Source organism: Sediminicoccus rosea (genome assembly GCF_033547095.1).
In the GTDB taxonomy this organism is placed as follows: domain Bacteria; phylum Pseudomonadota; class Alphaproteobacteria; order Acetobacterales; family Acetobacteraceae; genus Roseococcus; species Roseococcus rosea.
The window spans coordinates 2,402,325-2,428,744 of sequence record NZ_CP137852.1; the positions used below are offsets into that span (position 1 = coordinate 2,402,325).

Sequence of the window (26,420 nt, forward strand, 5' to 3'; positions counted from 1 at the left end):
TCAAGACCCTCGCGCCCGGCGCCAGGCGCCGGGCGTCATCCCCATCCGCCGGCCGAAGAGCGCGGTGAAATGGGACTGGTCGGCGAAGCCGCAAAGCTGCGCGATCTCGGCCAGCGGCAGGTCGCGATCCTCCAGATATTCCTTCGCCCTCTCGATCCGGCGCGCGGTGACATGCGCGCGTGGCGTCTCGCCCATCGCCGCCTTGAAGGCGCGGCTGAAATGATGCGGCGACAGGCAGGCGACCGCCGCCAGCTCCGTCAGTCCGAAGGATTCCGCGAGATGCGCCTCGATCCAGTCGAGCACGGCCCTAAGGCGCGGGGGCGCCAGCGGCCGGATCTCGGGTGGGGAGGGCGCCTCGGGGCGGCGCAGGCGCAACAGCGTCGCGACCAGCGCGAGCGCCGCGCCCTCGCTGAAGAGGCGCCCATGCGGATTGTCCTCCGCCGCCTCCAGCCAGATCAGATCGAGCAGCCGGGCGATGCTGGGCGAGCGGAAGCTGCCCTGGTGCAGGGGGCCGAAATCCGCCGCCGCACCGGCTGCGATACCAGCTGACCGCATGAGTTCGGCCATGGCGGGTGCGGGCAGGGAGAGGAAGCTCTTCTGGTGCGGGCCATCCATCGCGAAATGCGTGGCGACACCGGGCGGCTTGAGCACGAGGTCACCCACGCGGAAGGGCAGGCTGTGCCGCCCTGTGCCGATGTCGAAGACCATCCGCCCCCGGCCGCGCTCATTGATGGCGAGGGTGTAGTCGGCGGTCGGCGGGTCAGGGAAGGCGCCGGCCGGCTGGCGGAAGCGCACCAGCGCGAAGGGCGCCATGCCGATGCGCCGCTGGGCGCGCAGGAAGCGCGCATAGCAGCCCCGGCCATAGACATCGGCGAGGCTGGCAAGTCCGGCTTCGGGCGCCTCTGGGGCAGGGCGGGAGGGCGGCGCGGCCATGCTTGCGCTTCGGCCGAGAGGGCGCCCGGGTTACTCCGGAGGCCGCGGGTGTTTTCCGCATGCCGCCAACATGGTTCCGCGCGAATCTCCAAGAAGGCGCCGGGCGGGGGCGAGCAGTCTTCGCCCCAGGGGCCCTCCGGCCCCCCTCGGTTGAGGAAGAACAAGGCAGGAGCCAACGACATGACCAGCCCATCCAACCTCCGGCGCGCGATGCTCTCCACGGGCCTCGCCCTTCTCGCCCTCGGCCTCGCGCACGCCGCCCGCGCCGAGGGCGAGGGCACCGCCAACTACATGCCCGACCGCGTGGCCGAGATCCTCATGGAGCAGGCCCGCGCCGCCGGGATGACCACCTGCGAGGCGGTGCTGGTGCCGATCGGCAATGACGGCACCTTCCGCCTGACCTATCGCGTGGTGCGTCCGGGCCAGCCGGCCGTGCCGCGGCCCATCAACGCGATGAGCGCCGTGGTGCAGAGCAGCGCCTGCCCGCGCTGAGCGCGGCCCGGGCCGGGGCGCGACCTGCGCCCCGGCCCATCGCCTCAGCCGAACAGGAAGTCGCTCGCCGAGAGCTGGCTCGCGGTGGTGAGGCCGGTGAGCGCGATGGTGATCTCGGCCGTGCCGTCGCCATTCACATCCACCAGCACCTGGCCGGACTGCAGGCGCGCCTCGCTGTTGTCGCTGCCGCCGGTGAAGGAGCCGGTGCCGAGCCAGGCGAAGCGGCCCACCGCCGGCGCCTGGATGACCAGCAGGTCGCCCTCGGCCGCGCCGCCATCCAGCGCGTTGAAATCCGTGATGCGGTCGGTGCCTGCGAGGCCGGTCGAGAAGTAGAAGCGATCCGCCCCGGCGCCGCCGGTCAGCACATCGGCGCCCGCGCCGCCGGTGAGCCAATCCGCCCCATCGCCGCCCGAAAGGCTGTCCGCCCCCGCGCCGCCGGTCAGCGTATCCGCCCCCGCCGTTCCGGCCAGGACCAGGCGGCCATTGGCGCCGGCTGCCGGATCGTCGTCGATGATGGTGCCCGCCCCCGTGCCATCGGCGATGGTGGCGCGCTGCGGGTTGCTCAGCACCAGGCTGAAGCCCTCATTCGCCTCGTCCAGCGCATCGCCGCGGATCGCGACCTTCACGGTCTTGCTCTGCTCGCCGGGCGCGAAGGTGAGCGTGCCCGAGGCCGCGACGAAGTCGGCATCGGTGGCCGTGCCGGCGACGGTCGCGTAGTCCACCGTGACGGCGGTGGTGGCGGGGGCGGAGAGCCGCACCTCGAAGCTCGCCATGGCGCCGCCCGCCGCATCCTCCAGCAGCTCGAAGGCGATGGGGCGCAGGTAATCCATCTTGTTCTCGTGCACGCTGCGCCAGTCATCCTTCAGGATGCCGCCCGTGTCACCCGAATTCGGGTTCCAGGACCAATAGGTCCAGCTGATGCCCTGCTGGCCGGGCGCCAGGTCATTCGTGCCGTTGTTGTCGAAATCACCCGAGAGGTAGGAGGTGATGGCCTCGAACCAGGGGGCGTCCTTCGGATCCTGCAGCTTCGTGCCGAATTCGCCGATATAGACGGGCGCGATCCCCTCCTTGAAGATGTAGCCCCACATCTGGTCGAACTTGGCGGGCAGGTTGGCCGGGAAATCCGGCCCCTGGAACCAGGGCTGCTCGTAGATCGAGTTCGGGTAGTCATGCGCCGAATAGACAAGCTTGCCCGGGACATCGAGCTCAATCGGCCGGTCGCGCACGCCCATCAGGTTGCCGCCCCACCAATAGGGCGTGCCCTGGTAGCTGCCGACACCCTCCACGAAGATGAGCCAGTTCGGGTTCACCTCGCCGATCGAATTGCCCGCGCGCTCGGCCGCCGCAGCCCAGTCGCGCGCGCCGCCGCCGCCCCAGGTGCCGTTATGCGGCTCATTGTGCAGGTCGGCGCCGATCACGGTCGGGTCATCGGCGTAGCGGGCGGCGAGCATTTTCCAGTCGGAGATCCAGTCCGCCTCGCTGTAGCGGGAATTGTACCAGAGCCCGTTCTCCGTCGCGCCATTGCCGGCATTGTTGCGGTGATGGTCCAGGATGATCCGCAGGCCGATCTCGCCGGCATGTTCGACGATCTTGTCCATCACCTGCAGCGGCGTCAGGCCGCGCAGGTCGGGGTTCTGGCTGTAGTCGATGCCGAGCGCCTGGCCGGTCGCGTCCAGCATCTCGCTCGAAAAGGGCAGGCGGATGGTGTTGAAGCCCAGATCCACCATCTGCTGCATCATCTCCTTGTAGGAGCGTGTCCACAGCCCGTTGGCGGACATGTTCGTGCCCTCGAAGCCGAACCAGTTCACGCCGCTGATCAGCACGGTGTTGCCGGCCGAATCCACGATCTGGTTGCCGCGCGTGCTGAGCCAGCCCGTGGTGGCGATGAGGTCGCCCTCCTGGATGGATGCGTCGCTCACCGTGATGCGCGGCAGGTCGTCATTCTGGATGGTGCCGGTGCCCGTGCCATTGCGGATGGTGGCGCCGCTGGGCGCGGAGAGGATGAGGCTCAGCGTCTCATCCGCTTCCATCGCCGTATCGCCATTGACCGTGACGGTGACGGTCTTGCTCGTCTCGCCCGCCGCGAAGGTCAGCGTGCCGCTGCGCGCCGCATAATCCGAACCGGCCGTCGCGGTGCCATTGGCGGTCGCGAAATTCACGCTGACCGGCGTGGCGCTGGCCTGGGAGAGCGTGACGGTAAAGGTGAGGCTGCCCGTCCCGCTCGCGCCCTCCGCGACCGAGGCATTGCCGACCGAGAGCGCGGGGACGCTCGGCGCCGCGTCGTCATTGCGGATGGTGCCGATGGCCGTGCCATCGCCGATCGTCGCCCCCTGCGCGCCGGAGAGGGTGAGGTTCAGCGTCTCATTGCCCTCCACCGCCGTATCGCCGCGCACCGCAACGGTGACGGTCTTGCTCGTCTCGCCCGCCGCGAAGGTCAGGCTGCCGGTCCTGGCGGTGTAGTCCGAGCCCGCCGTCGCCGTGCCGTCCGAGGTCGCGAAATTGACCGTGACCGGCGTGGCGCTGGCCTCGGAGAGCGTGACGGTGAAGCTCATGTTGCTGGTGCCGCTCGCGCCCTCGGCGAGGCTCGCATCGGCGACCGAGAGGCTCGGCGTGGTGGGCGTCGCGGCGCCGTTCAGGATAAGCCCGCTCACCGAACCGCTCGGCCCGCCCGAGGCCTGGAAGCCGAAGCTTGTCTCCCCGCCGGCCGCGAGCTTGCCGTTGTAGCTCTGGTTGCGGATCACATAGTGGTTGCCGACATGGCTGACGATCACGGCATTCCAGATGTTCGTGATGGTGAAGGGCGCGTCGAATTCCGCCGTCCAGCCGTTCAGCGCCGCCGGGCCGGCGGTGACGGTCATGGCGGCGGTGAAGCCCGCCCCCCAGTCGCTGTTGACCTTGTAGGCCAGGCTGGAGCCGCCCGGCGTGGGCGCCGTGTCGTCATTGGTGATGGTGGCCGTGGCGTTGCCATCGGCGATGGTGGCGCCCGTGGCATTGCTCAGGTTCACCGTGAAGGCTTCGTTGCCCTCGACCGTGGTGTCGCCCTGGATGGTGACCTGGATGGTCTTGGAGGTCTCGCCCGCCGCGAAGGTCAGGGTGCCGGTCCTGGCGGTATAGTCGGAGCCGGCCGTCGCCGTGCCATTCGCCGTGGCGAAGCCCACCGTGACCGGGCCGCTCGCGGCCTCGGAGAGCGTGACGGTCAGGTTCAGCAGCTTGGTGCCCGAATTGCCCTCGGTGATGGTGGCATCCGCGATGGCGAGGCTGGGCAGCCGCGGCGCCACATCGTCATTGGTGATGGTGGCCGTGGCGTTGCCATCGGCGATGGTGGCGCCCGTGGCATTGCTCAGGTTCACCGTGAAGGCTTCGTTGCCCTCGACCGTGGTGTCGCCCTGGATGGTGACCTGGATGGTCTTGGAGGTCTCGCCCGCCGCGAAGGTCAGGGTGCCGGTCCTGGCGGTATAGTCGGAGCCGGCCGTCGCCGTGCCATTCGCCGTGGCGAAGCCCACCGTGACCGGGCCGCTCGCGGCCTCGGAGAGCGTGACGGTCAGGTTCAGCAGCTTGGTGCCGGAATTGCCCTCGGTGATGGTGGCATCCGCGATGGCGAGGCTGGGCAGCCGCGGCGCCACATCGTCATTGGTGATGGTGGCGGTCGCCGTGCCATCGGCGATGGTGGCGCCTGTCGCATTGCTCAGGTTCACCGTGAAGGCTTCGTTGCCCTCGACCGTGGTGTCGCCCTGGATGGTGACCTGGATGGTCTTGGAGGTCTCGCCCGCCGCGAAGGTCAGGGTGCCGGTCCTGGCGGTATAGTCGGAGCCGGCCGTCGCCGTGCCATTCGCCGTGGCGAAGCCCACCGTGACCGGGCCGCTCGCGGCCTCGGAGAGCGTGACGGTCAGGTTCAGCAGCTTGGTGCCGGAATTGCCCTCGGTGATGGTGGCATCCGCGATGGCGAGGCTGGGCAGCCGCGGCGCCACATCGTCATTGGTGATGGTGGCGGTCGCCGTGCCATCGGCGATGGTGGCGCCCGTGGCATTGCTCAGGTTCACCGTGAAGGCCTCGTTGCCCTCGACCGTGGTGTCGCCCTGGATGGTGACCTGGATGGTCTTGGAGGTCTCGCCCGCCGCGAAGGTCAGGGTGCCGGTCCTGGCGTTATAGTCGGAGCCGGCCGTCGCCGTGCCGTTCGCCGTGGCGAAGCCCACCGTGACCGGGCCGCTCGCCGCGGCGGAGAGCGTGACGGTCAGGTTCAGCAGCTTGGTGCCCGAATTGCCCTCGGTGATCGTCGCATCCGCGATGGCAAGGCTGGGCAGCGCCGGCGCCGTGTCGTCATTCACGATGGTGACGATGCCCGTGCCATCCGCGATGGTCGCATTGACCGGATTGGAGAGCAGGATGCGGTAGGTCTCCGTCCCCTCCACCAGCCGGTCGCCATTGATATGGGCGTGGATGGTCTGCCGCGTCTCGCCCGGCGCGAAGGTCACGATGCCATCCAGCACCTCGTAATCCACATCGCCCACCGCCGTGACATCCTCGGTCCGATACCGGACCGTGACCGTCTCGGTGGACGCCTTGGAGAGCGTCAGCACGATCCGCATATGCGTGAGGTCGGCATCGCCCTCCGTCGTGCTGTAGTCGGTGATGGTGATGCTGGGCGGCGTGGCGGGGGAGGGATCCACGTCATTGTCGCGGATGGTGCCGGTGGCGGTGCCGTCCAGGATCGTCGCGCCACGCGCGCCGGAAAGCTGGACGGTCATCGTCTCCGTCAGTTCGGAGACGCGGTCGGCCAGGATCTGCACGCTGAAGGTCTTGCTGCGCTCGCCCGGCGCGAAGGTCACGGTGCCGACGGCGGAGGTGAAATCCTCGCCCGCCCGCGCGCTGCCGGCCAGGGTGGTGTAGCTGACGCTCACCTCGCTCGTCGCCACCTGGGAAAGCGTCACGGTGAAGACCAGGTTCGCCGTGCCGGCATCGCCCTCCGTCACCGTGGCATCGCCGATGGAGATGGTGGGCGGCGAGGGGGCGGCATCCAGCGCCGCCTGCCATTCGGCGCGCAGGGCCGGGTCGCGCGCCACGATGTTCGTCATCTCGAGCGCGCCCAGGCTCACGCCGGTGAGCGTGTAGCTTTGCCGGTTGCCGACGATGGTGATGACGGTGGAGCCAGCCACCTCGCCGATCTCGATCTCATGCGCCTTGAACCAGCCGAAATCGAGCTTGTCCGCCGCCGGGTCGAAGTCGAGCCGCGCGGCCACGTTGTAGTCCCAGTCGAGGGTGAAGGTCTCGCCCTCCTGGCCGCTGGGCGGGCTGCCATTGCCGACGCCGGTGGGCCAGGCATTGGTGCCGGCCACCGGCAAGCCCTGCGGCACCACCTGGCTGTCCGGCACGATGGTGAGGCCGAGCTGGAGATGCACGCGGTCCTCCCGCACCTCCGCCGGATAGAAGATGAAGTTGGTGGCGCTGAGCTGCGCCTTGGTCACGCCCAGCAGGATCAGCGCCTGGCCGGTGCCGGCATTGGCGATGATGACGCCCTCCGCGCCATCGGTCATCGAGATCTGCTCGCGCGAGCCGTAGAAGCGGAAATCCACCTTGTCGGTGGCCGGGTTGAAGGCGACCTTGTCGATCTGCCCGAGCTCGTGCGAGCGCGCATAGACGGTGTTGGGGGCCGGCGTCACGCCCTGCTCCCAGGCGAGCGCGCCGCTGAGGCATTGGCGCAGGTGGTCGTTCTCGATCGGCGTGAAGCTGTCGATCGTGAGCTGGCCGAGCGAGACCCCCTGGATGATGATCGTCTCGCCCGACCAGGGGTCCATGAAGCCAACGCCGGTGGCCGTGTCCACGACGATGAAGTTGTGTACGGAGACGCCGCCGAAATCGAGCTTGTCGCGCGCCGGGTCGAAACCGGTGATGTCGGCGCCGCTGGTGGTGACGGCGAAGATGCGTCCTTCGGTGGCCATGGTCGAGCTCCTATGCAGGCTATGTCGCGGGCGGTTAGCACCGGTATCGCCCCATGCCGCCGCCGGGCGGGCCGCCAATCGGCGAAGCGGGCAGGAAACTCGGCGAGGCGGACAGCGCCGGCACGACCCGGCCGGGGGAGGGAATCGCGGAGCTGGTGATTCCACCCGCCCGGATCATGCTCTAATGCGGAGGTCGTCCCGGGCGCCCGGGCCCGAGACCCTGAGGAGAGGCGCGATGCCGGACCAGTCGTCACGCGACATGCCCCAGGGGAGCTGGGTGCGCCGCCCTGGTCTCTGGCGCGTGGTCGCCGCGGGCTGGGGCGTCTTCGCCTTCCTCGACGTCATGACCCGGCTGCGCGTCTATGATGACCCGTGGATCGCCATCGGCGTCTCGCTGGTGATCGATCCGCTGATCCTCCCGCTCGCGGGCGGGCTCTTCCTCGCCTATGACCGGCTGGGCTTCGAGGGGCGCATCACCTGGCGCGCGCTGCCCTGGATCCTGGGCCTCAGCCTCGCCGCCGCCAGCGTCGTGGCGGCCGTCGGCTCCCAGATCCGGGACCTGCTCGATGTCGGCATGGCCGACTGGGCGCCGCGGGAAGCGGTGCTCATCGTCCTGGTCCATTTCTTCCTGATCTTCACGATCTGGAGCCTGCTCTGCTTCTGGATCAAGGCGGAGATCGCCCGCCAGGCCGAGGCGGAGCGCGCCATCGAGGCCGAGGCCCAGGCGCTGCGGACGGAATTGCAGCGCCTGCGCCTGCAGCTCGACCCGCATTTCCTGTTCAACGCCCTGAACGGCATCGGCGAGGAGATCCCCGAGCACCCCGCGGCCGCCCTCGCCATGCTGCGCGACCTCTCGACCTTCCTGCGGCAATCATTGACCGGGATGGACGTCACCATCGCCACCGTGGCGGATGAGGCCGGGGCGCTCGCTTCCTATCTGCGCGTGCAGGAGGCGCGCTTCGGCGCGCGGCTCACGGCGCAGGTCGCCTTCGACGCGGCGGCCGGCCAGCGCCCCATCCCGAGCTTCCTGCTCCAGCCCCTGGCGGAGAACGCCTTCAAGCACGGCACGCGCGAACCGCGGCTCGAGGTCGCGGTCGAGATCCGCGCCGCGGGGGAGGCGCTGGAGATCCGCGTCGCGAATACGGGCACGCTGGCCGCCGCCACGCCGGCCGGCAGCCGCACCGGCATCGGGCTCGCGAATATCCGCCGCCGCCTCGCGCTGCACTACCCCGGCCGCCACCGCTTCGACCTCGCGCAGGAGGGGGGCGAGGTGGTGGCGCGCCTGACGCTGGAGGGGGCGCCATGCTCCGCGCCGTGATCGTGGATGACGAGCCGCTGGCGATCCGCGCCCTGCGGCGCCTGCTGCTCGCCCATCCCGAGGTGGAGGTGGTGGCGACGGCCGACAGCCTCGCCACCGCCGTGGAGGCCATCGCCCGCACGCGGCCCGACCTCGTGCTGCTCGACATCGAACTGGGCGCGGGGGACGGCTTCGACGTGCTGGCCCGCGTCACCCCGGCGCCGCGCGTGATCTTCGTGACCGCCCATCCGCAGCATGCGGTGCAGGCCTTCGCGGTGGAGGCGGCGGACTACCTTCTGAAGCCGGTGCTGCCCGAGCGCCTGGCCGCGGCGCTGGCCCGTGTTGCACGCCAGATCGCCCCGGCCCCGGCGCCGCTCGGCCCCGCCGTGGAATTGCGGATGCCGAGCCGCACCATCTTCGCCGACCCCGGCGAATTGGTGGCGCTCTCGGCCGAGGGGGATTTCACGCGCGTCCACCTCGCCGATCAGCCGGCGCTGCTGATCCTGCGCACGCTCAGCCATTTCGAGACGCTGCTGCCCGCGCCGCCCTTCCTGCGCGCCGGGCGGTCCCTGCTGCTCAACCTCCAGCGCGTGCGGCGGGTGGAGGCCGAGGGGCGCAACCTCGCGCATGTGACAATGGAGGGGCTGGAGGCGCGGCTGCCGCTGGGCCGCGTCGCCGCCGCACGGCTGCGAGGCGCGCTCGCCGGGCGCGCGGGGTGAGGCGCGCCGGGTGAGGCGGGGCGCTCAGCCCGGGCGGATGTCGTTCTCGCGCACCACCTGGCTCCATTTCTCCCAGTCGGACGCATAGACGCGTGCGAAGGCGGCGCGGCCACCGCTGGCGGGCTCGGCGCCGAAGCCGCGGATGCGGGTGATCACGTCGGGCTGCGCGAGGATCGCGCCCACCTCCTCGGCCAGGCGGTCCAGGATCGGGTCGGGCGTGCCGCGCGGTGCCAGCAGCCCGCCCCAGAAGCCGACATCATAGCCGGGCAGCGTCTCGGCGAAGGCCGGCACGTCGGGATAGAGCGGCGAGCGCTGGGCGGTGGTGACCGCGATGGCGCGCAGCGTGCCCTCCTGCAATTGCGCGCGCGGCGTGAAGAGCCCGTCATGCGCGAGATCCACCTCGCCGCGGATCAGCGCGGTGATGGAGGGCTGGTTGCCCGAATAGGGCACGAGCGTTGGCTCGATGCCGGTGCGCCGCATGAGCAGCGCCATGGCGAGGTGGTTCACCGCCCCCGTGCCGGGGTTGGAGATGGTCAGCCGTGCCCCGCGCTCGCGGGCGAGGGCCAGGAATTCCGGCACGGTGCGCGCCGGGAAATCCGGGCGCGAGACGAGGGCGAGCGGCGCCGACTGCGCCATCACCACCGGGAGCAGCGCCTGCATGGGGTCGAGCGTCGTGGTGCGGTTCACCAGGATCGCGATCTGCGTGGAGGGCGAGGTGTAGAAGAAGGTGGTGCCGTCGGGCGCGGAGCGCGCCACGTGGTCGGCCGCCACCACCGTGCTGGCACCCGGCCGGTTCTCCACGATGAAGCTGCTGCCGGGGATCCGCTCGGCCAGCTTCTGCGCCAGCAGGCGCGCGACGATGTCATTGGCCCCGCCGGCCGCGAAGCCGACGACGAAGCGAACCGGGCGCGCGGGCCAGGCTTGCGCCCGGGCGAGGCCGCCGGTGAGCGCGAGCGTGGGTGCGGCCAGCATGAGGGCGCGGCGTTGCATGATCATCCTCCCGAATATTGCCGGAAGGCTGTCACGCACCGGCCGCGCCTGTCCACCGCGCTATTCGAGGCGGATGTTCAGGTCGCGCACCACGAGGTTCCAGCGCTCCCGGTCGGCGGCGATGAAGCGGCCGGTCTCCTCGGGCGTCATCATCACCGGGATCGCGGCCTGGGTGCGGAAGATCTCCTGCACGGCCGGTTGGCGCACCGCCTCGCCCGCCACGGCGGAGAGGCGCTGGGCGGCGGCGGCGGGCATGCGCGCGGGGCCGAGCAGGCCGAACCAATTGGCCGCCTCCACCGGCGTGCCGAGCTCGGCCATGGTCGGCACATTGGGCAGCAGGGCCAGCCGCTCGGTGGCGCCCAGGCCCAGGATGCGCGCGCGGCCATCGCGCGCGATGGCCTCGGCCGGGCCGGCGTTCAGGAACATCACATCCACCTGGCCGCCCAGGATGGCGGTGGAGGCGGGGGCGGCGCCGGTGAAGGGCACATGCAGCAGCTCGATCCCGGTCGAGCGCATCAGGCGCTCCATCGCGAGATGCGAGGTGGAGCCGATGCCCCAGGAGGCGAAGGTGAGCTGGCCGCGCCGCGCCCGCGCCATGGCGAGGAAGGCGTTGAGGTCCGTTGCACCCAGGCCCGGGCGGGTGATCAGCACGAAGGGGCCGCGCGCGAAGATGGTGACCGGCGTGAAGTCGGCCACCGGGTCATAGGCGAGGCGCGGATAGACCAGCGGGTTGATCGCATGCGTCTCGGCATTGGCCAGGATGAGCGTGTGCCCGTCGCCGCGCGCCTGCGCCACCGCCTGGGTGCCGACCGCGCCATTGGCGCCCGCGCGGTTCTCGATCACCACGGGCTGGCCGAGCGAGGCCGTCATGACGGGGGCGATGGCGCGCATCACGACATCGGCGAGGCCGCCCGCATTCCAGGGGACGATGACGCGCACCGTCTGGTCGGGGAAGGCGAGCGCGGGGCTGGCGAGTGCGGGCAGGAGCGCGCCGGCGCCGAGCAGCGCGCGGCGGCTGGTGGTGAAACGGGTCATGGTTCTATCCTCCCAGGAAGGGCCGCCGGTTGTTCGGTCTGGCCGTGGTAGCGATCCCAGCCGAGGCGGCCGGGCTTCGGGTGTCAGGCGGGTGGCCGGTCGAGCCGGACGGCGATCCCCTCCAGCTCGGGCCGCACCGCGGGGTAGCGCGCCATGACCAGCGGATCATGGCCCGGGACGATATGCGCCTCGCTGTCGGCCACCGCGCGCAGCCGGTCGAAGCCTTCCAGCATCTCGCCCACATGGAAGGCGGTGCTGAAGGGGCGGCCCTGCTCCAGGTTCGCGTAGAAATGCGTGACGTCGGAGGCGAGCACGACCCGCCCGCGCGCGGTCTCGACCGAGACGAATTGCAGCCCGGCCGAATGCCCGCCCGTCGGGTGCAGCTTCAGGCCCGGCCAGGGCTCCACCACGCCGTCATGGAAGGCGACGCGGCCGGCGAAGTTCATCCGCACGATGCCGACCACATCCTCCACCTCGAAGGAGTGGGCGAGGTGCGCGTGCCGCATGTAGCGGCCGGTCGCGTACTGCATCTCCGGCTCGCGCAGGTGGAAGCGCGCGCGGGGGAAGAGGTGGAAGGAACCCACATGGTCGTAGTGGAGGTGGGTCAGCACCACATCCTCCACCGCCTCGGGCGCGATGCCGAGCAGGCGGAGCGATTCGACCGGGCAGCGCAGCCATTCGCGCTTGCGCTTCGCCGCCACCTCGGCGGTGAAGCCCGTATCCACGATGACCGCGCGGCCATCCTTCACGCAGGCCCAGACGAAGTAGTCCATGGGCATCGGCCCGTCATGCGGGTCGCCGCCGATGAAGTGCTGCGCGGCGGTGGCATCGCGCCGCGCATAGCGCAGCGCATAGACCTCCCAGCTCATGCCTTGCCCCCGATGGTGACGCCCGCCCATTCCTCGACGACGCGGGCGACATTGGTGAAGTCGCTCTCCGGGCCGAACTTGGCGCTGGTGACGGCGAGCATCTGCCGCACCGCGCTGCCCACCACCATGGGGATGCCCATCGCCTCCGCCTCGTCCACGCAGAGCCGCACATCCTTGTGCGAAAGGCCGATGGCGAAGCCGAAATCGAAGCTGCGCGGGATGATCGCCTTGGGGAACTTGTCCTGCGTCGCGCTGTTGCGGCCGGAGGAGACGTTGATCACCTCGCACATCAGCTTGGGGTCGAGCCCGGCCTTGACGCCCATCGCGATGGCTTCCGAGGAAACGACGAGGGTGGCGGCGGCGAGCAGGTTGTTGCAGAGCTTCATGACCTGCGCGGCGCCCGGCTGCTCGCCACAGAAGAAGGGCCGGCCCACGATCTTGAACACCGCCTCCAGCGCGTCGTAGCGCTCGCGCGGGCCCGAGACCATGACGGCGAGTGTGCCGGCCGCCGCACCCGAGCGGCCGCCGCTGACCGGCGCGTCCAGCACGCTGCGGCCGAGCTTCCCGAAGGCCTCGTGCAGCTCGCCCGCCACGCGGGGGCCGGTGGTCGAGAAATCCACCAGCGTGCGCGCCCGCTGTCCCTCGATCACGCCGCCGGGGCCGATCGCCACCTCGCGCACGATGGCGGGTGTCGGCAGGCTGACGAAGACGACATCGGCGCGGTCCGCCACCTCGCGGATGCTGGATGCCGCCTGGGCGCCGAGCGCGACCAGCGCCTCCACCGCTTCCGGCACGCGGTCATAGACCACCACGGCATGGCCCGCCTCCAGCAGGCGGCCCGCCATGGGCCGCCCCATCTGGCCCAACCCGACAAAGCCGATCACCTGGTCCTGCATGGCGTTCCTCCCTTTATGTTGCGGCGATGATACCGGTATCAGGCCCGCGGTGAAGGGGGTGTTCAGGTGCTGGCGCGCTGGATGATCTCGAAGCGCAGATCCACCGTCGCCGGCCCCGATTGCCGGCGCGCCAGCCGGTCCAGCAGCATCTGCGCCGAGCGCGTGCCGATCTCGTGCCGCGGCAGGTGCAGCGTGGTGACGGGCGGGTTCATGTGCGCCAGCAAGTCCACATTGTCGAAGGCGGCGATGGCGACCCGGCCGGGCACCGCCCAGCCGCGGCGCTGGCATTCGAGCAGCGCGCCCGCCGCCAGCACATCGCCCGCAAAGAAGATGGCGTCCGGCGCCTCGCCCTCCATCAGCCGCGCCACCGCCTCGGCGCCCGAGGCGAGGCCGGGGGGCATTTCCAGCATCCAGCGCGGATCGAGCGGCAGGCCCAGCTCCGCCAGCGCCTCCTGGAAACCCAGGCGCCGGTCGCGCGAGCGGGCATTCACGCCGGCCGGCAGGGTGACGAGCGCGATGCGCCGGTAGCCGAGCCGCGCCAGATGCCGCGTCATCGCCCGCGCCGCCTCGCGGTTGGAGTAGGAGACGACCATGTCGAGCGGCGTCTCGGTCAGCGTGCCGTTCTCCACCACCGGCACGCCGGCGCGGCGGATCATCTGCACCGTGCCCTCGGTGTGCAGCGTGTCATGCAGGATGAGGCCCGCCACGCGCTGCCCGAGGAAGGCGCGGATCGCCGCTTCCTCCGCCTCGGGCCCATAGCCGGAATCGGCGATCATCAGCTGGAAGCCCGCGCGGCGCAGCACGTCGGAAATGCCCTTCACCGTCGCGGCGAAGAGCGAATTCTCCAGCGAGGGGACGACCAGCCCCACCACCTCCGACCGGCGGGAGGAGAGCGACCCGGCGAGGCGATTGGGCACATAGCCCACCTCGCGCACCGCGGCTTCGACGCGCGCGCGCAATTCGGGCGAGACGAGGGCCGGTTCGCGCAGCACGCGCGAGACGCTCATGGCGGAGACGCCGGCCGCGCGCGCCACGTCGCGCATGCGCGGGCCGGAGCGCGGTTCGGTCATGTCATCCATGCGGCCACTCCACTAGATTGCGCGCATCGCGCTCCGCGACCCGAACGCGCGCGTCCCGCTCCTCAACTCGGATGCGTGCGTCCCGCTACTCAACTCGAATGCGTGCGTCCCGCTCCTCAACTCGGATGCGTGCGTCCCGCTCCTCAACTCGAATGCGTGCGTCCCGCTACTCAACTCGAATGCGTGCGTCCCGCACGACGCGCGCGATCTTCTCCACCTCCTCGCGATAGAAGCGGCCGAATTCCTCGGCGCTGCCACCCACCACCTCGGCCCCCATCTCGAGCAGGCGCGCGCGCTCGCTGGGCTCGGCGATCACGGTGTTGAAGGCGGCGTTGATGCGCTCCACCGCCCGCGGATTCATCCCCGCCGGGCCGAGGCAGGCATACCATTCCTCGATGGCGAAGCCGGGCAGGCCCTGTTCGGCCACCGTCGGCACATTCGGCAGATAGGCCGCGCGGCTCGCCGAGGTGACGGCGATGGCGCGCAGCGAGCCGTCCCGCACGAAGGGCAGGGTGGAGGAGGCATTGCCGAACATCAGCTGGATATGCCCGCTCACCAGATCCGCCAGGGCCGGGCCGCCGCCGCGATAGGGCGCGTGCACCATGTCCACCTGCGCTGCGAGCTTGAACATCTCCCCCGAGATGTGCACGGCCGAGCCGATGCCGGGCGAGCCGAAGGTCAGCGCCCCCGGCCGAGCGCGGGCGAGCGCGATCAGCTCCGGCACGTTGCGCACCGGCAGCGAGGGATGCACGACGAGGATGTTGGCGACGCGCGCGAGGTTGATGATGGGGGCGAGGTCCCGCACCGGATCATAGGGCTGGCGCGTCAGCAGTGCCGCCGAGATCACGGTGGAGGTGACCATGCCGAAGGCATGGCCATCCGGGTTCATCCGCGCCATTTCCGCCGCCCCGATGGCGCCCGAGGCGCCGCCCCGGTTCTCCACCACCACCGGCTGGCCCAGCAGCGCGGCGAGGCGCGGCTGGAACTGGCGCGCCAGGATGTCCGTCGTGCCGCCCGGCGGCCAGGTGACCAGCATGCGAACCGGGCGCGTCGGGAAATCCTGCGCCAGCGCCGGCGTCGCGAGCATGGCGCCGCCCAGCAGGGCCGCGCGGCGGGGTATCGGCATCACCATGGTCAATCCTCCCGTGTTGTTCTTCTGGCTACGCGGCGGACCAGCCGCCATCCATGGGCAGCGCGGCGCCGGTCATGGAATTCCCCTGCGGCCCGCAGAGGAAGGCGACGAAGCCGCCCACCGCCGCCGCCTCGACGAAGCGGCCCGAGGGCTGCTTGCCCGCCAGGAAGCGCCGCGCCGCCGCCGCCTCGTCCAGCCCCTGCTCAGCCGCCAGCGCCCGCACGCGCCCCTCGATATTGGGCGTCAGCGTCGAGCCGGGGCAGAGGGCGTTGCAGGTGATGCCGGTGCCCGCCGTCTCCAGCGCGACCGCGCGCGTCAGGCCGATCAGCGCGGTCTTGGTGACGACATAGCCCACGCGATCCGTGGCGCCGACCAGGCCGTAGATCGAGGACATGTTGATGATGCGCCCCCAGTCCCGCGCGCGCATGCCGGGCAGCAGCAGCCGGATCAGGTGGAAGGGAGCGGAGAGGTTGGTGGCGAGGTCGGCCTCCCAATCCTCGGGCCGCGTCGCCTCGACGGGGCCGAAATGGCGGGTCGCTGCGTTGTTCACCAGCACGTCCACGGCGCCCGCGCCTTCCGCCAGGGCGGCGACGGCGGAGGGCGCGGCGAGGTCGGCGCGGAGATAGCGTGCCGAGACGCCGTGGCGCCGTGCCACGCCCTCGGCGCAGGCGGCCCCCTCGGCCTCCTCGGCCAGGCCATGCAGCACGACGTCACAGCCCTGGGCGGCGAGGGCCTCGGCCACGGCGAGGCCGATGCCGCCGGTGGAGCCGGTGACGAGGGCGCGGCGCCCGGCGAGGATCCGCTTTTCTGAGATCGGTATCACGGTTGCGAGATAAGCGCGTCACTTCGCCGCCCGCAAGCAAGGAGTGAACGGCTTGTCGCACCTGCCGCCGCTGGTTAGCGTTACCAAAAATCCGGAGGCCCCGCCTTGCCACATCCGATCCAGCAGCCCCCCGCACCCCGCCGCGCGGCGAGCGCGCCATGAGCCAGCCCCCCGTCGCCGTCGCATTGGGCCGCTTCGTGGCCGAGGCCGCCTGGGACCGCATCCCGTCCGAGATCCGCCGTGAGGCACCGCGCGCGCTGCTCAACCATGTCAGCTGCGCGCTCGGTGTGGCGCAAAGCCCGGTGGTGCGGGGCGCGTTGGCCGCGCTGCGCCCCTTTTCCGGCCCCGCCACCGCCACCGTCTTTGGCCAGGGCGTGAAACTCGACCCGATGTCGGCCGCCTTCGTCAACTGCATCGCGGGCAACCTGCTCGATTATGACGACACGCATCTGGCGACCGTGATCCACCCCGCGGCCCCCGTGGCGCCGGTGGCGCTCGCCCTGGCCGAGCAGCGCGGGCTCTCCGGCCGGGCGGTGCTGGAGGCGCTGCTGCTGGGCATGGAGGTGGAATGCCGCATCGGCCTCGGCGTGGCGCCCGGGCATTACGACCGCGGCTGGCACATCACCTCCACCACCGGCGTCTTCGGCGCGGCGGCGGCGGCGGCGAAGCTCATCGGGCTGGATGCCGCGCGTACGGCGCATGCGCTGGGCCTGGCCGCCAGCCAATCCTCCGGCATCATCGAGAACCTGCCCAATGCCGGGAAGAACGCCAGCATGGGCAATGCCGCCCGCAATGGCCTGCTGGCCGCGCTGCTGGCCGAGGCCGGCTGGGAGGCCGCGCCCACCGCCATCGAGGGCCGCAACGGCTGGGCGCGCGCCATGGGCGACGTGCCGGATGTCGCTGCCATGGCGGCCGATCTCGGCGCGCGGTGGGAGGCGCTTCGCATCACCTACAAGCCCTATCCCGCCGGCATCGTCTTCCACGCGGTGATCGAGGCGGCCATGCAGCTCGCGGGCCCCGCCGAGGCGGTGGCGCATGTGCTGGTGGAGGGCGATGCCCTGCTGCTGGAGCGCGGCGACCGCCTGGTGCGGACCGGCGGCGATTCCCGCGTCAGCATCCACCACGCCGTGGCGCTGGGGCTGGTGCGCCAGCGGGCCGGCGTCGCGGAGTTCGAGCAGCCGGCGGTGGAGGACCCCGCACTCGCTGCCATGCGCGCCCGCGTCGAGGCGCGGCTCAACGCCGGCCTGCCGCGCGGCGCGGCTCGCCTGACCGCGACGCGGCGCGACGGCACGCGCCAGGTGGTGCTGGTCGAGCACCCCACGGGCAGCGAGGCGAACCCGATGAGCGACGCCGCGCTGGAGGCGAAGCTGCGCGACAACCTCGCGATCGGCGGCTTCGCGCCGCGCGGCGATGCGCTGGTGGCGGCGCTGCGGGGCCTGGAAGGCAGCGCGAACACGGCCGGGCTGATGGCGCTGCTGGGCTGAGCGTCAGTCCGTGTCGAATTGCAGCGCGGCCAGGCGGGCATAGAGGCCACCCTCGGCCACCAGCGCGTCATGCGTGCCCATCGCGGTGATCCGCCCGCCCTCCATCACCACGATGCGGTCGGCCCGGCGCACGGTGGCGAGGCGATGCGCCACCACCAGCGTGGTCCGCCCCTGGGCGAGGCGGGCCAGCGCCTGCTGCACCGCCTGCTCGGATTCCGCGTCCAGCGCGCTCGTCGCTTCGTCCAGCAGCAGGATGGGCGGGTCGCGCAGGATGGCGCGCGCGATGGCGATGCGCTGCCGCTGCCCGCCCGAGAGCATCACGCCGCGCGCGCCGAGCGAGGAGGCGTAGCCCTGCGGCAGCGCCATGATGAAGTCATGCGCCGCCGCCGCGCGGGCGGCTTCCTCCACCTCGGCATCGCTCGCATCGGGGCGGCCGTAGCGGATGTTCTCGGCCGCACTCAGGCTGAAGATCACGGGGTCTTGCGGGACGAGTGCCAGGCGCGCGCGCAGCGTGGCGGGGTCGAGGTCGCGCAGGTCCACGCCATCCAGCGTCACGCGGCCGGCGGCGGGGTCGTAGAAGCGCAGCAGCAATTGCAGCACGCTCGTCTTGCCCGCCCCCGAGGGGCCGACCAGCGCCACCGTCTCGCCCGGCGCCACCGCGAGCGAGAAGCCGTCCAGCGCCGCCGCATCGGGCCGCGTGGGGTAGCGGAAGGTGACCTCCTCGAAGGCGAAGCGGCCCTCCGGGGGGTCGGGCAGGGGCCGGGGTGCGGCCGGGGGGGCGATGTCGGGGCGCGTCTCGATCACCTCCACCAGCCGGTCGGCCGCGGCGGCGGCGCGCTGGATCTCGCCCCAGAGCTCGCTGATCGTGGCGCCGCTGCTGGCCAGCAGCACGGCGTAGAAGACGAAGGCCGAGAGCTGCCCGCCCGTCATCCGCCCCGCGATCACATCCTGCCCGCCCACCCAGAGGCTGAAGGTGATGGCGCCGAAGCAGAGCAGGATGACGATCAGGATCAGCAGCGCGCGGGAGGCGACGCGGCGCAGCGCCGCACCCACGGATTGCTCCACCTCGGCCGCGAAGCGGCGGCGGTCCTCCGCCTCATGGGTGAAGGCCTGGACGATGCGCAGGCCGTTCAGCGTCTCCTCCGCCGTCGCGGCCAGGTCCGCCACGCGCTCCTGCGCCGCCTTGGAGAGCCGACGCTCCCGCCGGCCGAAGAGCACGAGCGGCCCCACCACCAGCGGCACCACGACGACGACGATGCCCGCGAGCTTGGGGCTGGTCATGATCAGCAAGGCGAGCGCGCCGGTCGCCGTCAGCGCCGTGCGCAGGCCCATGGAGATGGCCGAGCCGATCAGCGCCTGCAGCAGCGCGATGTCGGCCGTCATCCGGCTGAGGATGTCGCCGGTGCGCGCGGTCTCGAAATAGGTGGGGGAGAGGGTGATCACGTGGTCGAAGACGGCGCGGCGCAGATCGGCCGCGACGCGCTCGCCGAGCCAGGAGACCAGGTAGAAGCGCGTGGCCGTGGCCACGCCGAGCGCCGCGACCACGGCGAACATGAAGAGGGCCGCGCTGTTCAGGCTGGCCGCGCTGCGGTCGCCGAAGCCCTGGTCGATCAGCCGTTGCAGCCCCTGGCCCAGCATCAGGACCAGCCCCGCCGCGATGACCAGCGCCGCCGCCGCCGCCGCGGTCCGCCCGGCATAGGGCCGCAGATAGGGGAGAAGCACGCCGAGCGAGGCGATGTTGCGGCGGCGGGAGGCGGGTTCGGGCATGCGGGGCGCAGCATCGCACAAAGCGAGGTGGCGCGCATGACGACGCTGTCATAGCCTCTCCGGAAAACCGTGAGGGCAAGCCTTGGACCAATCTCCCCCTGTGGCCCCCCCTGCGCCCCCGCTTTGGGCGCCACCGCTTCGCGATGCCGCGCCGCGCGGCCTCTGCACGGATTGCGGCGTCTCGCGCATGGCGAACCCCAAGGCCTGCGGCACCGCCTGCCAGTTCATCGCGCCCGACTACCCGAAGATGGAAGCCCGCGTGCATGGCCGCGCGCGCGACCCCGCCCGGCCGGATGAGCTACATTTCGGACCCTTCCGTAAGATGCTGAAGGCGGCCCTGAAGGCGCCGCTGCCCGGCGCGCAATGGACCGGCATCACCACCCGCATCGCCGAGAAGCTGCTGGCGGCCGGCGCCGTGGAGGCCGTGCTGACCATGGCGCCCGACCCCGAGGATCACTGGAAGCCGGTGCCGGTGCTGGTCACCAGGCCCGAGGGCATGGCCCAGGTGCGCGGCATGCGGATGGGCTATGCGCCACTGCTGGCCTTGCTCGAACCGGCGCGGGCGGCGGGCTACAAGCGCCTCGCCGTCATCGGCATCCCCTGCCAGGTGCATGCGCTGCGGGTGCTGGAGGCGGAGCTGGGGCTGGAGCGCCTCTACGTCATCGGCACGCCCTGTTCCGACAACACGACGACGGAAAGCTTCCACACCTTCCTGGACCTGCTGGATGACGATCCGGCCAGCATCACCTACCTGGAATTCCGCGCCGACTACCATGTCGAGCTGCGCTTCACCGATGGGCGGACGCGCACCATCCCCTTCCTGCAACTGCCCATCTCGCAATTGCCGCCGGATTTCTTCCCGCTCACCTGCCGCAGCTGCGTGGACTACACCAATGTGCTGGCCGACATCACGGTCGGCTACATGGGCGGGCAGGGCGAGCAATGGCTGCTGGTCCGCAACGAGCGCGGCGAGGAGTTGCTCAACCTCCTCGGCGAGGAGATCCGCGTGGAGGCGCCCGGCAGCAAGGGCAAGCGCGCGGGCGCCGTGCGCGGCTTCCTGGCCAATGTCGAGCGCGCCGCCGGTGGCCTGCCGCTGCGCCGCATGCCCGACTGGATCCGCCCCATCGTCGGTTGGCTCATGCCGCGCATCGGCCCGCGCGGCCTGGAATTCGCCCGCACCCGCGTCGAGATGAAGGCCTGCGAGACGGTGGTGCATCTGCGCCGCGAGGAGCCGGCCAGCGTGAAGAACATGGTGCCCGCCCATGTCTGGACGCTGGTCGAGCCCTATGGCCTGATGCCCAAGGACGGCGAGCGGCGATAGAGCGGCGCGCGCCCCGACCTCACGCCACCGCGTAGCGCGCCGGCGCCAGGTCCGTCGCCTCGATCTCCGGCGCGCGCGCGCTCATCAGGTCGGCCAGGACGCGGCCCGACCCGCAGGCCATGGTCCAGCCCAGCGTGCCGTGGCCGGTGTTGAGGAACAGGTTCTCGTAGCGCGTGGGGCCGACGATGGGCGTGCCATCCGGCGTCATGGGGCGCAGCCCGGTCCAGAACTGCGCGTGCTCGATGTCGCCGCCCTCGGGGAAGAGGTCGCGCACGGAATGGGCCAGCGTCTCGCGCCGGGGGCCGCGCAGCTTGAGCGAGAAGCCCGCCAGCTCCGCCGTGCCGCCCACCCGGATGCGATCGCCCAGCCGCGTGATGGCGACCTTGAAGGTCTCGTCCATCACGGTGGAGACCGGCGCCGCGTCGGGGTTCGTCACCGGCATGGTCAGCGAATAGCCCTTCACCGGATAGACCGGCACATGCACGGCGAGCGGCCTGAGCAGCGCCGTCGAATAGCTGCCCATGGCCACCACATAGCGGTCGGCGGTGAAAAGGCCCTGATCGGTCTCGACGCCGGTGATGCTGCCGCCCAGATTGTGCAGGCGCCTGATGGTCACACCCTGGCGGAAGGTGACGCCGGCGGCGGCCGCCATCTCGGCGAGGCGCTGCGTGAAGATATGCGCATCCCCCGTCTCGTCGCCCGGCAGGCGCAGCCCGCCCACATACTTGCCCGCAACGCGCGCCAGCGCCGGCTCGGCCGCCACGCAGCCAGCCGCGTCCAGCACGTCATAGCGCACGCCGAACTGCTCCAGCACGGTCGTGTCGGCGCCCACGGCGTCGAGCTGCTTCTGCGTGCGGAAGAGCTGCAGCGTGCCCTGCATGCGCTGGTCATAGGCGATGCCGGTCTCAGCCCGCAGGTCGCGCAGCGCGTCGCGGCTGTATTCAGCGAGGCGCACCATGCGCGCCTTGTTGGTGGCGTAGGCGGCCTCGGTGCAATTCGCCAGCATGCGCGCCAGCCAGCCATAGAGCCCGCCATCCGCCTGCGGCCAGACCACCAGCGGCCGGTGGCGCATCATCAGCCATTTCAGCGCCTTCATCGGGATGCCGGGCGCGGCCCAGGGGGCGGAATAGCCGGGCGAGACCTGGCCGGCATTGGCGAAGCTCGTCTCCATGCCGGGCGCGGCCTGCCGGTCCAGTACCGTCACCTCATGGCCCGCGCGCGCCAGATACCAGGCGCTGGTCACGCCGACGACGCCAGAGCCGAGAACGAGGATGCGCATGGAAGCCTCCGCCATTTGGTTGGCTGGAGGATAGGGACGCGAAGGCGGCATTTCCGCCGATTTCGCCGTGGATCCTGCGAAGGCGGGGTAGCTCTTGCACGATCCTGCGAACATATCGCAGATTCCACGCATGCACGCCCTCGACGAGATTGACCTCGCCATGCTCCGCGAACTCCGCCGCGATGCGCGGATGAGCAATACCGCGCTGGCCGCGGCCGTGGGCCTGTCGCCCTCCGCCTGCCTGCGCCGCCTGCGGCTGATGGAAGGCCGCGGCGTCATCCGCGGCTACACCGTGGTGCTGGACGAGCCGGTGGAGAGCGCGGGGGTCACCGTGATCGTCCAGATCACGCTGGACCGGCAGACCGACCAGCACCTCGCCCGCTTCGAGGCCGCGGTGCGCCGCTGCCCCGAGGTGCGCGCCTGCTACCTGATGACCGGCATCGCCGACTATCAGCTCCGCGTCGAGGCGCGGGATGCGGCGGATTACGAGCGCATCCACAAGGAACAGCTCAGCCGCATGCCCGGGGTGGCGCGAATTCAGTCAAGTTTCGCCATCCGCGCCGTGATTCGGGGCTGAACCGCGTGTTTTTTGCTGGCGAAGGGCCTCTTCGCAGGTGCAGCATAAATGCATGCCCGACGCCACCACCCCGCCCTCGCTGCTCGATGACCTGCTGGCCCGGCTGCACGCCGCGCGCGTCGGCGCCGCGCAGGACCCCTTTGGCGACCCCGTGCTGCTGATGGCGCTGGCAATCAGCCGCCGCGTGGATGACGGCGCGCTGAACCTCGCGGCGCTCGAGGCCCTGGTGCAGGACCTGGCGGATGACGCGGCGGCGGGCCGGGCCCGGCGCCTCGCCGCCTATCTCGGCCACACGCCCGGCCAGACCCCCGGGCTGGCGCTGGAGGGCATCGCGGCGCGGCTGGTGCGGCCCGATCCGCTGGACAGCCCCGTCCCCTTCGCCGCCTATCGCGAGGCGGTGGAGCGCACGCGCTTCTCCGCCGTCTTCACCGCGCATCCCACCTTCTCGCTGCCCGCCGACACCGGCCAGGCGCTCGCCATCGCCGCCAGCACGGGCGAGGCGCCGCCGCGCGGCCTGCCGCACCGCCCGGCGCCGATCGATCTCGCCGGCGAATTCGCCCAGGCCAATGCCGCCATCACCCGGGGGCGTGACGCGCTGGACGCCTTCGCCCGCGCCCTGTTCCAGGCCGCGCAATCCGTCTGGCCCGACCGCTGGGCGACGCTGCGCCCGAGCCCCGTCACCCTCGCCACCTGGGTCGGCTACGACACGGATGGCCGCACCGATATCGGCTGGTGGGACACGCTGCGCCTTCGCCTCAACATGAAGCGCCTGCAGCTGGAGCGGCTTTCGGCCCAGCTCGCGCCGCTCGGCGAGGTGGCGGCGCCGCTCACCGCGCGGCTGGCCGAGGCGCTGGAGGCGGTGGCGGCGCAGATCGCCGCCGTGCCGGAAAAGCCCGGCCCTGCCTCGGTCCAGGCGCTCGCCGCCGAGATGGTGACGCGCCGCGAGGCGGCGATGACCGATCTCGGCCCCATCCTCGCGCTGTTCGAGGCGGCGCTGGCATCGGCACCCGATGACGCGACGCGCCTTGAACTCGCCGTCGCGCGCGCGGGCTTCGCGGCGCATGGCCTCTCGCTCGCGCACACCCATGTGCGGCTCAATTCGCTCCAGCTGCACAATGCGCTGCGCCAGCGCCTGGAACTCAGCACCGCGCCCGAGGACATGGCGATGCGGCGCGGGCTGCTCGCGCAGATCAATGCGGCGCTGGCCAGCGTCACGCCGCGCCCCGTGGATTTCGGCGCGCTGCTGGCCGAGCAGGCTTCCGCCGCCAAGCTCATGATGAACATCGCGCAGATCGCGAAGCATGTGGATGGCTCCGCCCCCGTGCGCTTCCTGATCGCCGAGACCGAGACGGGCTACACGCTGCTGGCCGCCTTGTGGCTCGCGCGGCATTTCGGCGTGGAGCGGCATGTCGAGATCTCGCCGCTCTTCGAGACTGCGAGTGCCCTCGAGCATGGCGAGCGCGTGCTGGACGAGGCGCTGCGCAGCCCGCATTTCAAGGACTACCTCCGCCTGCATGGCCGCCTCTGCCTGCAATTCGGCTATTCCGATTCCGGCCGCTATGTCGGCCAGCTCGCCGCCTCCTACCTGGTGGAGCGCCTGAAGCTGCGCCTCGCCGAATTGCTGCGCCGGCACGGGCTTTCCGATGTGGAACTCGTCCTCTTCGACACGCATGGCGAGAGCATCGGCCGCGGCGCGCATCCCAAGAGCCTGCGCGATCGGCTGGAATACCTCTTCCCGCCCCAGGCGCGCGCGGCGCTGGCCGAAGCGGGCTTCGCCGTGCGCGAGGAATCGAGCTTCCAGGGCGGCGACGGCTACCTCCTCTTCGGCACGGAAGCCCTGGCGCAGGCCACCATCGCCCGCATCGCCGAGCACGCCTTCGCCAAGCCCCCTCGCGAGCGCGACCCGATCTATGCCGAGGCCGATTACGGCGCCGACTTCTTCGCGACCCTTCGCCGCGAGGTGCAGGCGCTGGTCGAAGACCCCGGCTACGCCGCGCTGCTCGGTGGTTTCGGCCCGGGCCTGCTGGAGCGTACCGGCTCCCGCCCCGCCGCGCGGCAGACCGATGGCATGGGCGGGCCCGCGCGCATCAGCCACCCCTCGCAGCTGCGCGCCATTCCGAACAACGCGATCCTTCAGCAGGTGGGCTGGCTCGCCAACACCATGCACGGGCTGGGGGCTGCCGTCGCCGCCAACCCCGAGGCCTTCAACGACCTCCGCGCCCGTTCGCCGCGCTTCGCCCGCGCGCTGGCCATGGCGGCGCGCGCCGCCGAATGCTCCGACATCGGCGTGGTGCGCGCGGTGATCGGCACGCTCGACCCCGGGACCTGGCTCGACCGTGCCGCCGCCACCTCGCGCCCTGGCCGCGCGCAGCAATTGCTGGCCGTCTCGGCGCCGCTGGATGAGCTGGACCTCCAGGCGCCGCTACGTCGCCTCTATCGCCGCTTCCAGTCGGACCATCTGGCCCTTCGCGCCGCCTGGCCCGAATTGCCGGTGATGCCGGAGCGCCTCGTGCTGCTGCACGCGCTGCGCCTCGCCCTCATCCATCGCCTCTGGCTGTTGGCCGTCAGCATCCCCGAATTCTCGCCCCGCCATGGTGCCACGCGCGAGACGGTGATCAGCCGCATCCTCGCGCTCGACGTGGAGCCGGCGCTCGCCCTGCTGGAGCAGGTGTTTCCCGCCGCACCCGACCCCGTCGCCGGCCTCGATTTCCACGAACCCTCCGTGCCGGGCGAGGGGGCGAGCTATGCGCGCGAGCATGCCGAGATCTTCCAGCCGATGCGGCAGCTGATCGGGCTGGTGCGCTTCTGCTCGGCGGCCGTTGCGGAGGAAGTCGGGTTCTTTGGGTGAAAGAAGGCGGCCTCCGGCGGCTCCGGCCCCATCCTTTCAATGGGTGCCCCAGACGCCGTTCCTTGGCTAGGCTCAGGCCATGGACATTCCGACCCAGATCTACGCCGAGATTCCCGCCGCGCTCCGCCGGGGCGTCGTCACCGAATGGTCCCGCGCGAACAAGCGCGGCGAGGCCGTGGCGAGCTTCCTGGAAGGGCCCTGCTTCGACCCTCAGGGCCGCCTCTTCGTCACCGACATCCCGCATGGCCGCATCTTCCGCCTCGATGCGCCGGACGACTGGACCCTCATCGCCGAATATGACGGCGAGCCGAACGGGCTGGCCCTCCATCCGGATGGCGAGCGCATGTTCATCGCCGACTACAAGCAGGGGATCCTGGCGCTCGACCTCGCCAGCGGGCGCATCACGCCCGCGCTGCCCCGCCGCAACAGCGAACGCTTCAAGGGCCCGAACGACCTGGTCTTCGCCCGCAACGGCGATCTCTACTTCACCGACCAGGGCCAGTCCGGCCTGCATGACCCGACGGGCCGCGTCTATCGCTGGCGCGCCGATGGCGGGCTCGACCTGCTGATCCAGAACGGCCCGAGCCCCAACGGCCTGGTGCTCTCGGCCGATGAGGAGGTGCTCTTCGTCGCGATGACGCGCGACAACTCCATCTGGCGCGTGCCGTTGATGCCCGATGGCGGCACCGCCAAGGTCGGCCGCTTCGCGAGCTTCCATGGGGTGAGCGGCCCGGATGGGCTGGCGATGGACGGGGAGGGGCGGCTGATGGTCTCCCACGCCTCGCTCGGCTGCGTGATCGTGCTGAGCCCGCAGGGCGAACCGGTGGCACGGCTGCGCTCCTGCCGGGGCAGCACCGTGACGAACCTGGCCCTGCGGGGTGGCCGGGCCTTCATCACGGAATCCTCCACGGGCGCCGTGATGGTGGCCGACTGGCCAGGCTGA

General features: G+C 71.3%; 19 protein-coding genes. 8 read left to right on the forward strand and 11 right to left on the reverse strand.

The genetic code is table 11. The features are described 5' to 3' along the window. Complete coding sequence (locus tag R9Z33_RS11560; protein WP_318651442.1) at positions 1-933, reverse strand: AraC family transcriptional regulator; 933 nt, start codon at positions 931-933, stop codon at positions 1-3. Positions 934-1,113: 180 nt separating this feature from the next. Here R9Z33_RS11560 and R9Z33_RS11565 point away from each other — a divergent pair, with 180 nt between their 5' ends. Then, on the forward strand, positions 1,114-1,425 hold the full coding sequence (locus R9Z33_RS11565) for a hypothetical protein (protein ID WP_318651443.1): 312 nt from the start codon (positions 1,114-1,116) through the stop codon (positions 1,423-1,425). Between the two features lie 44 nt (positions 1,426-1,469). On the opposite strand, the gene R9Z33_RS11570 is transcribed toward R9Z33_RS11565, so the two are convergent. After that, positions 1,470-7,361 (reverse strand): Calx-beta domain-containing protein, encoded by a 5,892-nt coding sequence (locus R9Z33_RS11570; protein WP_318651444.1) that lies wholly within the window; start codon positions 7,359-7,361, stop codon positions 1,470-1,472. A 235-nt stretch (positions 7,362-7,596) separates the two neighbouring features. On the opposite strand from R9Z33_RS11570, the gene R9Z33_RS11575 reads away from it, so the two are divergent. Together R9Z33_RS11575 and R9Z33_RS11580 are read left to right on the forward strand one after the other, a co-directional pair. Beyond that, positions 7,597-8,679, forward strand: a complete 1,083-nt coding sequence (locus R9Z33_RS11575) for a sensor histidine kinase (RefSeq protein WP_318651445.1) — start codon at positions 7,597-7,599, stop codon at positions 8,677-8,679. Beyond that, complete coding sequence (locus R9Z33_RS11580; protein WP_318651446.1) at positions 8,664-9,377, forward strand: LytR/AlgR family response regulator transcription factor; 714 nt, start codon at positions 8,664-8,666, stop codon at positions 9,375-9,377. The genes R9Z33_RS11575 and R9Z33_RS11580 overlap by 16 nt, the downstream gene beginning before the upstream one ends. A 24-nt stretch (positions 9,378-9,401) precedes the next feature. Here R9Z33_RS11580 and R9Z33_RS11585 read toward each other — a convergent pair whose 3' ends face one another. The 7 genes from R9Z33_RS11585 to R9Z33_RS11615 form a co-directional block, all read right to left on the reverse strand. Beyond that, positions 9,402-10,367: a Bug family tripartite tricarboxylate transporter substrate binding protein gene (locus R9Z33_RS11585; protein WP_318651447.1), complete on the reverse strand. Its 966-nt coding sequence runs from the start codon at positions 10,365-10,367 to the stop codon at positions 9,402-9,404. Between the two features lie 60 nt (positions 10,368-10,427). Beyond that, the gene (locus R9Z33_RS11590) at positions 10,428-11,402 is read right to left on the reverse strand and encodes a Bug family tripartite tricarboxylate transporter substrate binding protein (protein ID WP_318651448.1); all 975 of its coding nucleotides are present in this window, start codon (positions 11,400-11,402) and stop codon (positions 10,428-10,430) included. 83 nt (positions 11,403-11,485) lie between these two features. Next, the gene (locus R9Z33_RS11595) at positions 11,486-12,271 is read right to left on the reverse strand and encodes an N-acyl homoserine lactonase family protein (RefSeq protein WP_318651449.1); all 786 of its coding nucleotides are present in this window, start codon (positions 12,269-12,271) and stop codon (positions 11,486-11,488) included. Continuing rightward, entirely contained in the window at positions 12,268-13,287 is a 1,020-nt protein-coding gene (locus R9Z33_RS11600) for an NAD(P)-dependent oxidoreductase (protein WP_318651644.1), read from the reverse strand. Before R9Z33_RS11600 ends, R9Z33_RS11595 begins: the two co-directional genes overlap by 4 nt. Beyond that, complete coding sequence (locus tag R9Z33_RS11605; RefSeq protein WP_318651450.1) at positions 13,230-14,246, reverse strand: LacI family DNA-binding transcriptional regulator; 1,017 nt, start codon at positions 14,244-14,246, stop codon at positions 13,230-13,232. Before R9Z33_RS11605 ends, R9Z33_RS11600 begins: the two co-directional genes overlap by 58 nt. A 166-nt stretch (positions 14,247-14,412) precedes the next feature. Next, positions 14,413-15,372, reverse strand: a complete 960-nt coding sequence (locus tag R9Z33_RS11610) for a Bug family tripartite tricarboxylate transporter substrate binding protein (RefSeq protein WP_318651645.1) — start codon at positions 15,370-15,372, stop codon at positions 14,413-14,415. 34 nt (positions 15,373-15,406) lie between these two features. Beyond that, positions 15,407-16,201 (reverse strand): SDR family NAD(P)-dependent oxidoreductase, encoded by a 795-nt coding sequence (locus R9Z33_RS11615; protein WP_318651451.1) that lies wholly within the window; start codon positions 16,199-16,201, stop codon positions 15,407-15,409. Between the two features lie 158 nt (positions 16,202-16,359). Between R9Z33_RS11615 and R9Z33_RS11620 the strand changes: the two genes are divergently transcribed. Further along, complete coding sequence (locus R9Z33_RS11620) at positions 16,360-17,685, forward strand: MmgE/PrpD family protein (RefSeq protein WP_318651452.1); 1,326 nt, start codon at positions 16,360-16,362, stop codon at positions 17,683-17,685. A 3-nt stretch (positions 17,686-17,688) separates the two neighbouring features. Here the strand turns inward: R9Z33_RS11620 and R9Z33_RS11625 are convergent, their stop codons facing one another. After that, on the reverse strand, positions 17,689-19,452 hold the full coding sequence (locus R9Z33_RS11625; RefSeq protein WP_318651453.1) for an ABC transporter transmembrane domain-containing protein: 1,764 nt from the start codon (positions 19,450-19,452) through the stop codon (positions 17,689-17,691). A gap of 187 nt (positions 19,453-19,639) precedes the next feature. On the opposite strand from R9Z33_RS11625, the gene R9Z33_RS11630 reads away from it, so the two are divergent. Next, on the forward strand, positions 19,640-20,773 hold the full coding sequence (locus tag R9Z33_RS11630) for a Coenzyme F420 hydrogenase/dehydrogenase, beta subunit C-terminal domain (protein WP_318651454.1): 1,134 nt from the start codon (positions 19,640-19,642) through the stop codon (positions 20,771-20,773). Positions 20,774-20,792: 19 nt separating this feature from the next. Here the strand turns inward: R9Z33_RS11630 and R9Z33_RS11635 are convergent, their stop codons facing one another. Beyond that, positions 20,793-22,052 carry a D-amino acid dehydrogenase gene (locus R9Z33_RS11635; protein WP_318651455.1) on the reverse strand — a complete coding sequence of 420 codons (1,260 nt, stop codon included), beginning with the start codon at positions 22,050-22,052 and terminating at the stop codon, positions 20,793-20,795. 130 nt (positions 22,053-22,182) lie between these two features. Here R9Z33_RS11635 and R9Z33_RS11640 point away from each other — a divergent pair, with 130 nt between their 5' ends. From R9Z33_RS11640 to R9Z33_RS11650, 3 genes are all read left to right on the forward strand, one after another. After that, entirely contained in the window at positions 22,183-22,629 is a 447-nt protein-coding gene (locus tag R9Z33_RS11640; RefSeq protein ID WP_318651456.1) for an Lrp/AsnC family transcriptional regulator, read from the forward strand. A gap of 52 nt (positions 22,630-22,681) precedes the next feature. Further along, positions 22,682-25,477, forward strand: a complete 2,796-nt coding sequence (locus R9Z33_RS11645) for a phosphoenolpyruvate carboxylase (protein ID WP_318651457.1) — start codon at positions 22,682-22,684, stop codon at positions 25,475-25,477. Between the two features lie 79 nt (positions 25,478-25,556). Continuing rightward, on the forward strand, positions 25,557-26,420 hold the full coding sequence (locus R9Z33_RS11650) for an SMP-30/gluconolactonase/LRE family protein (RefSeq protein ID WP_318651458.1): 864 nt from the start codon (positions 25,557-25,559) through the stop codon (positions 26,418-26,420).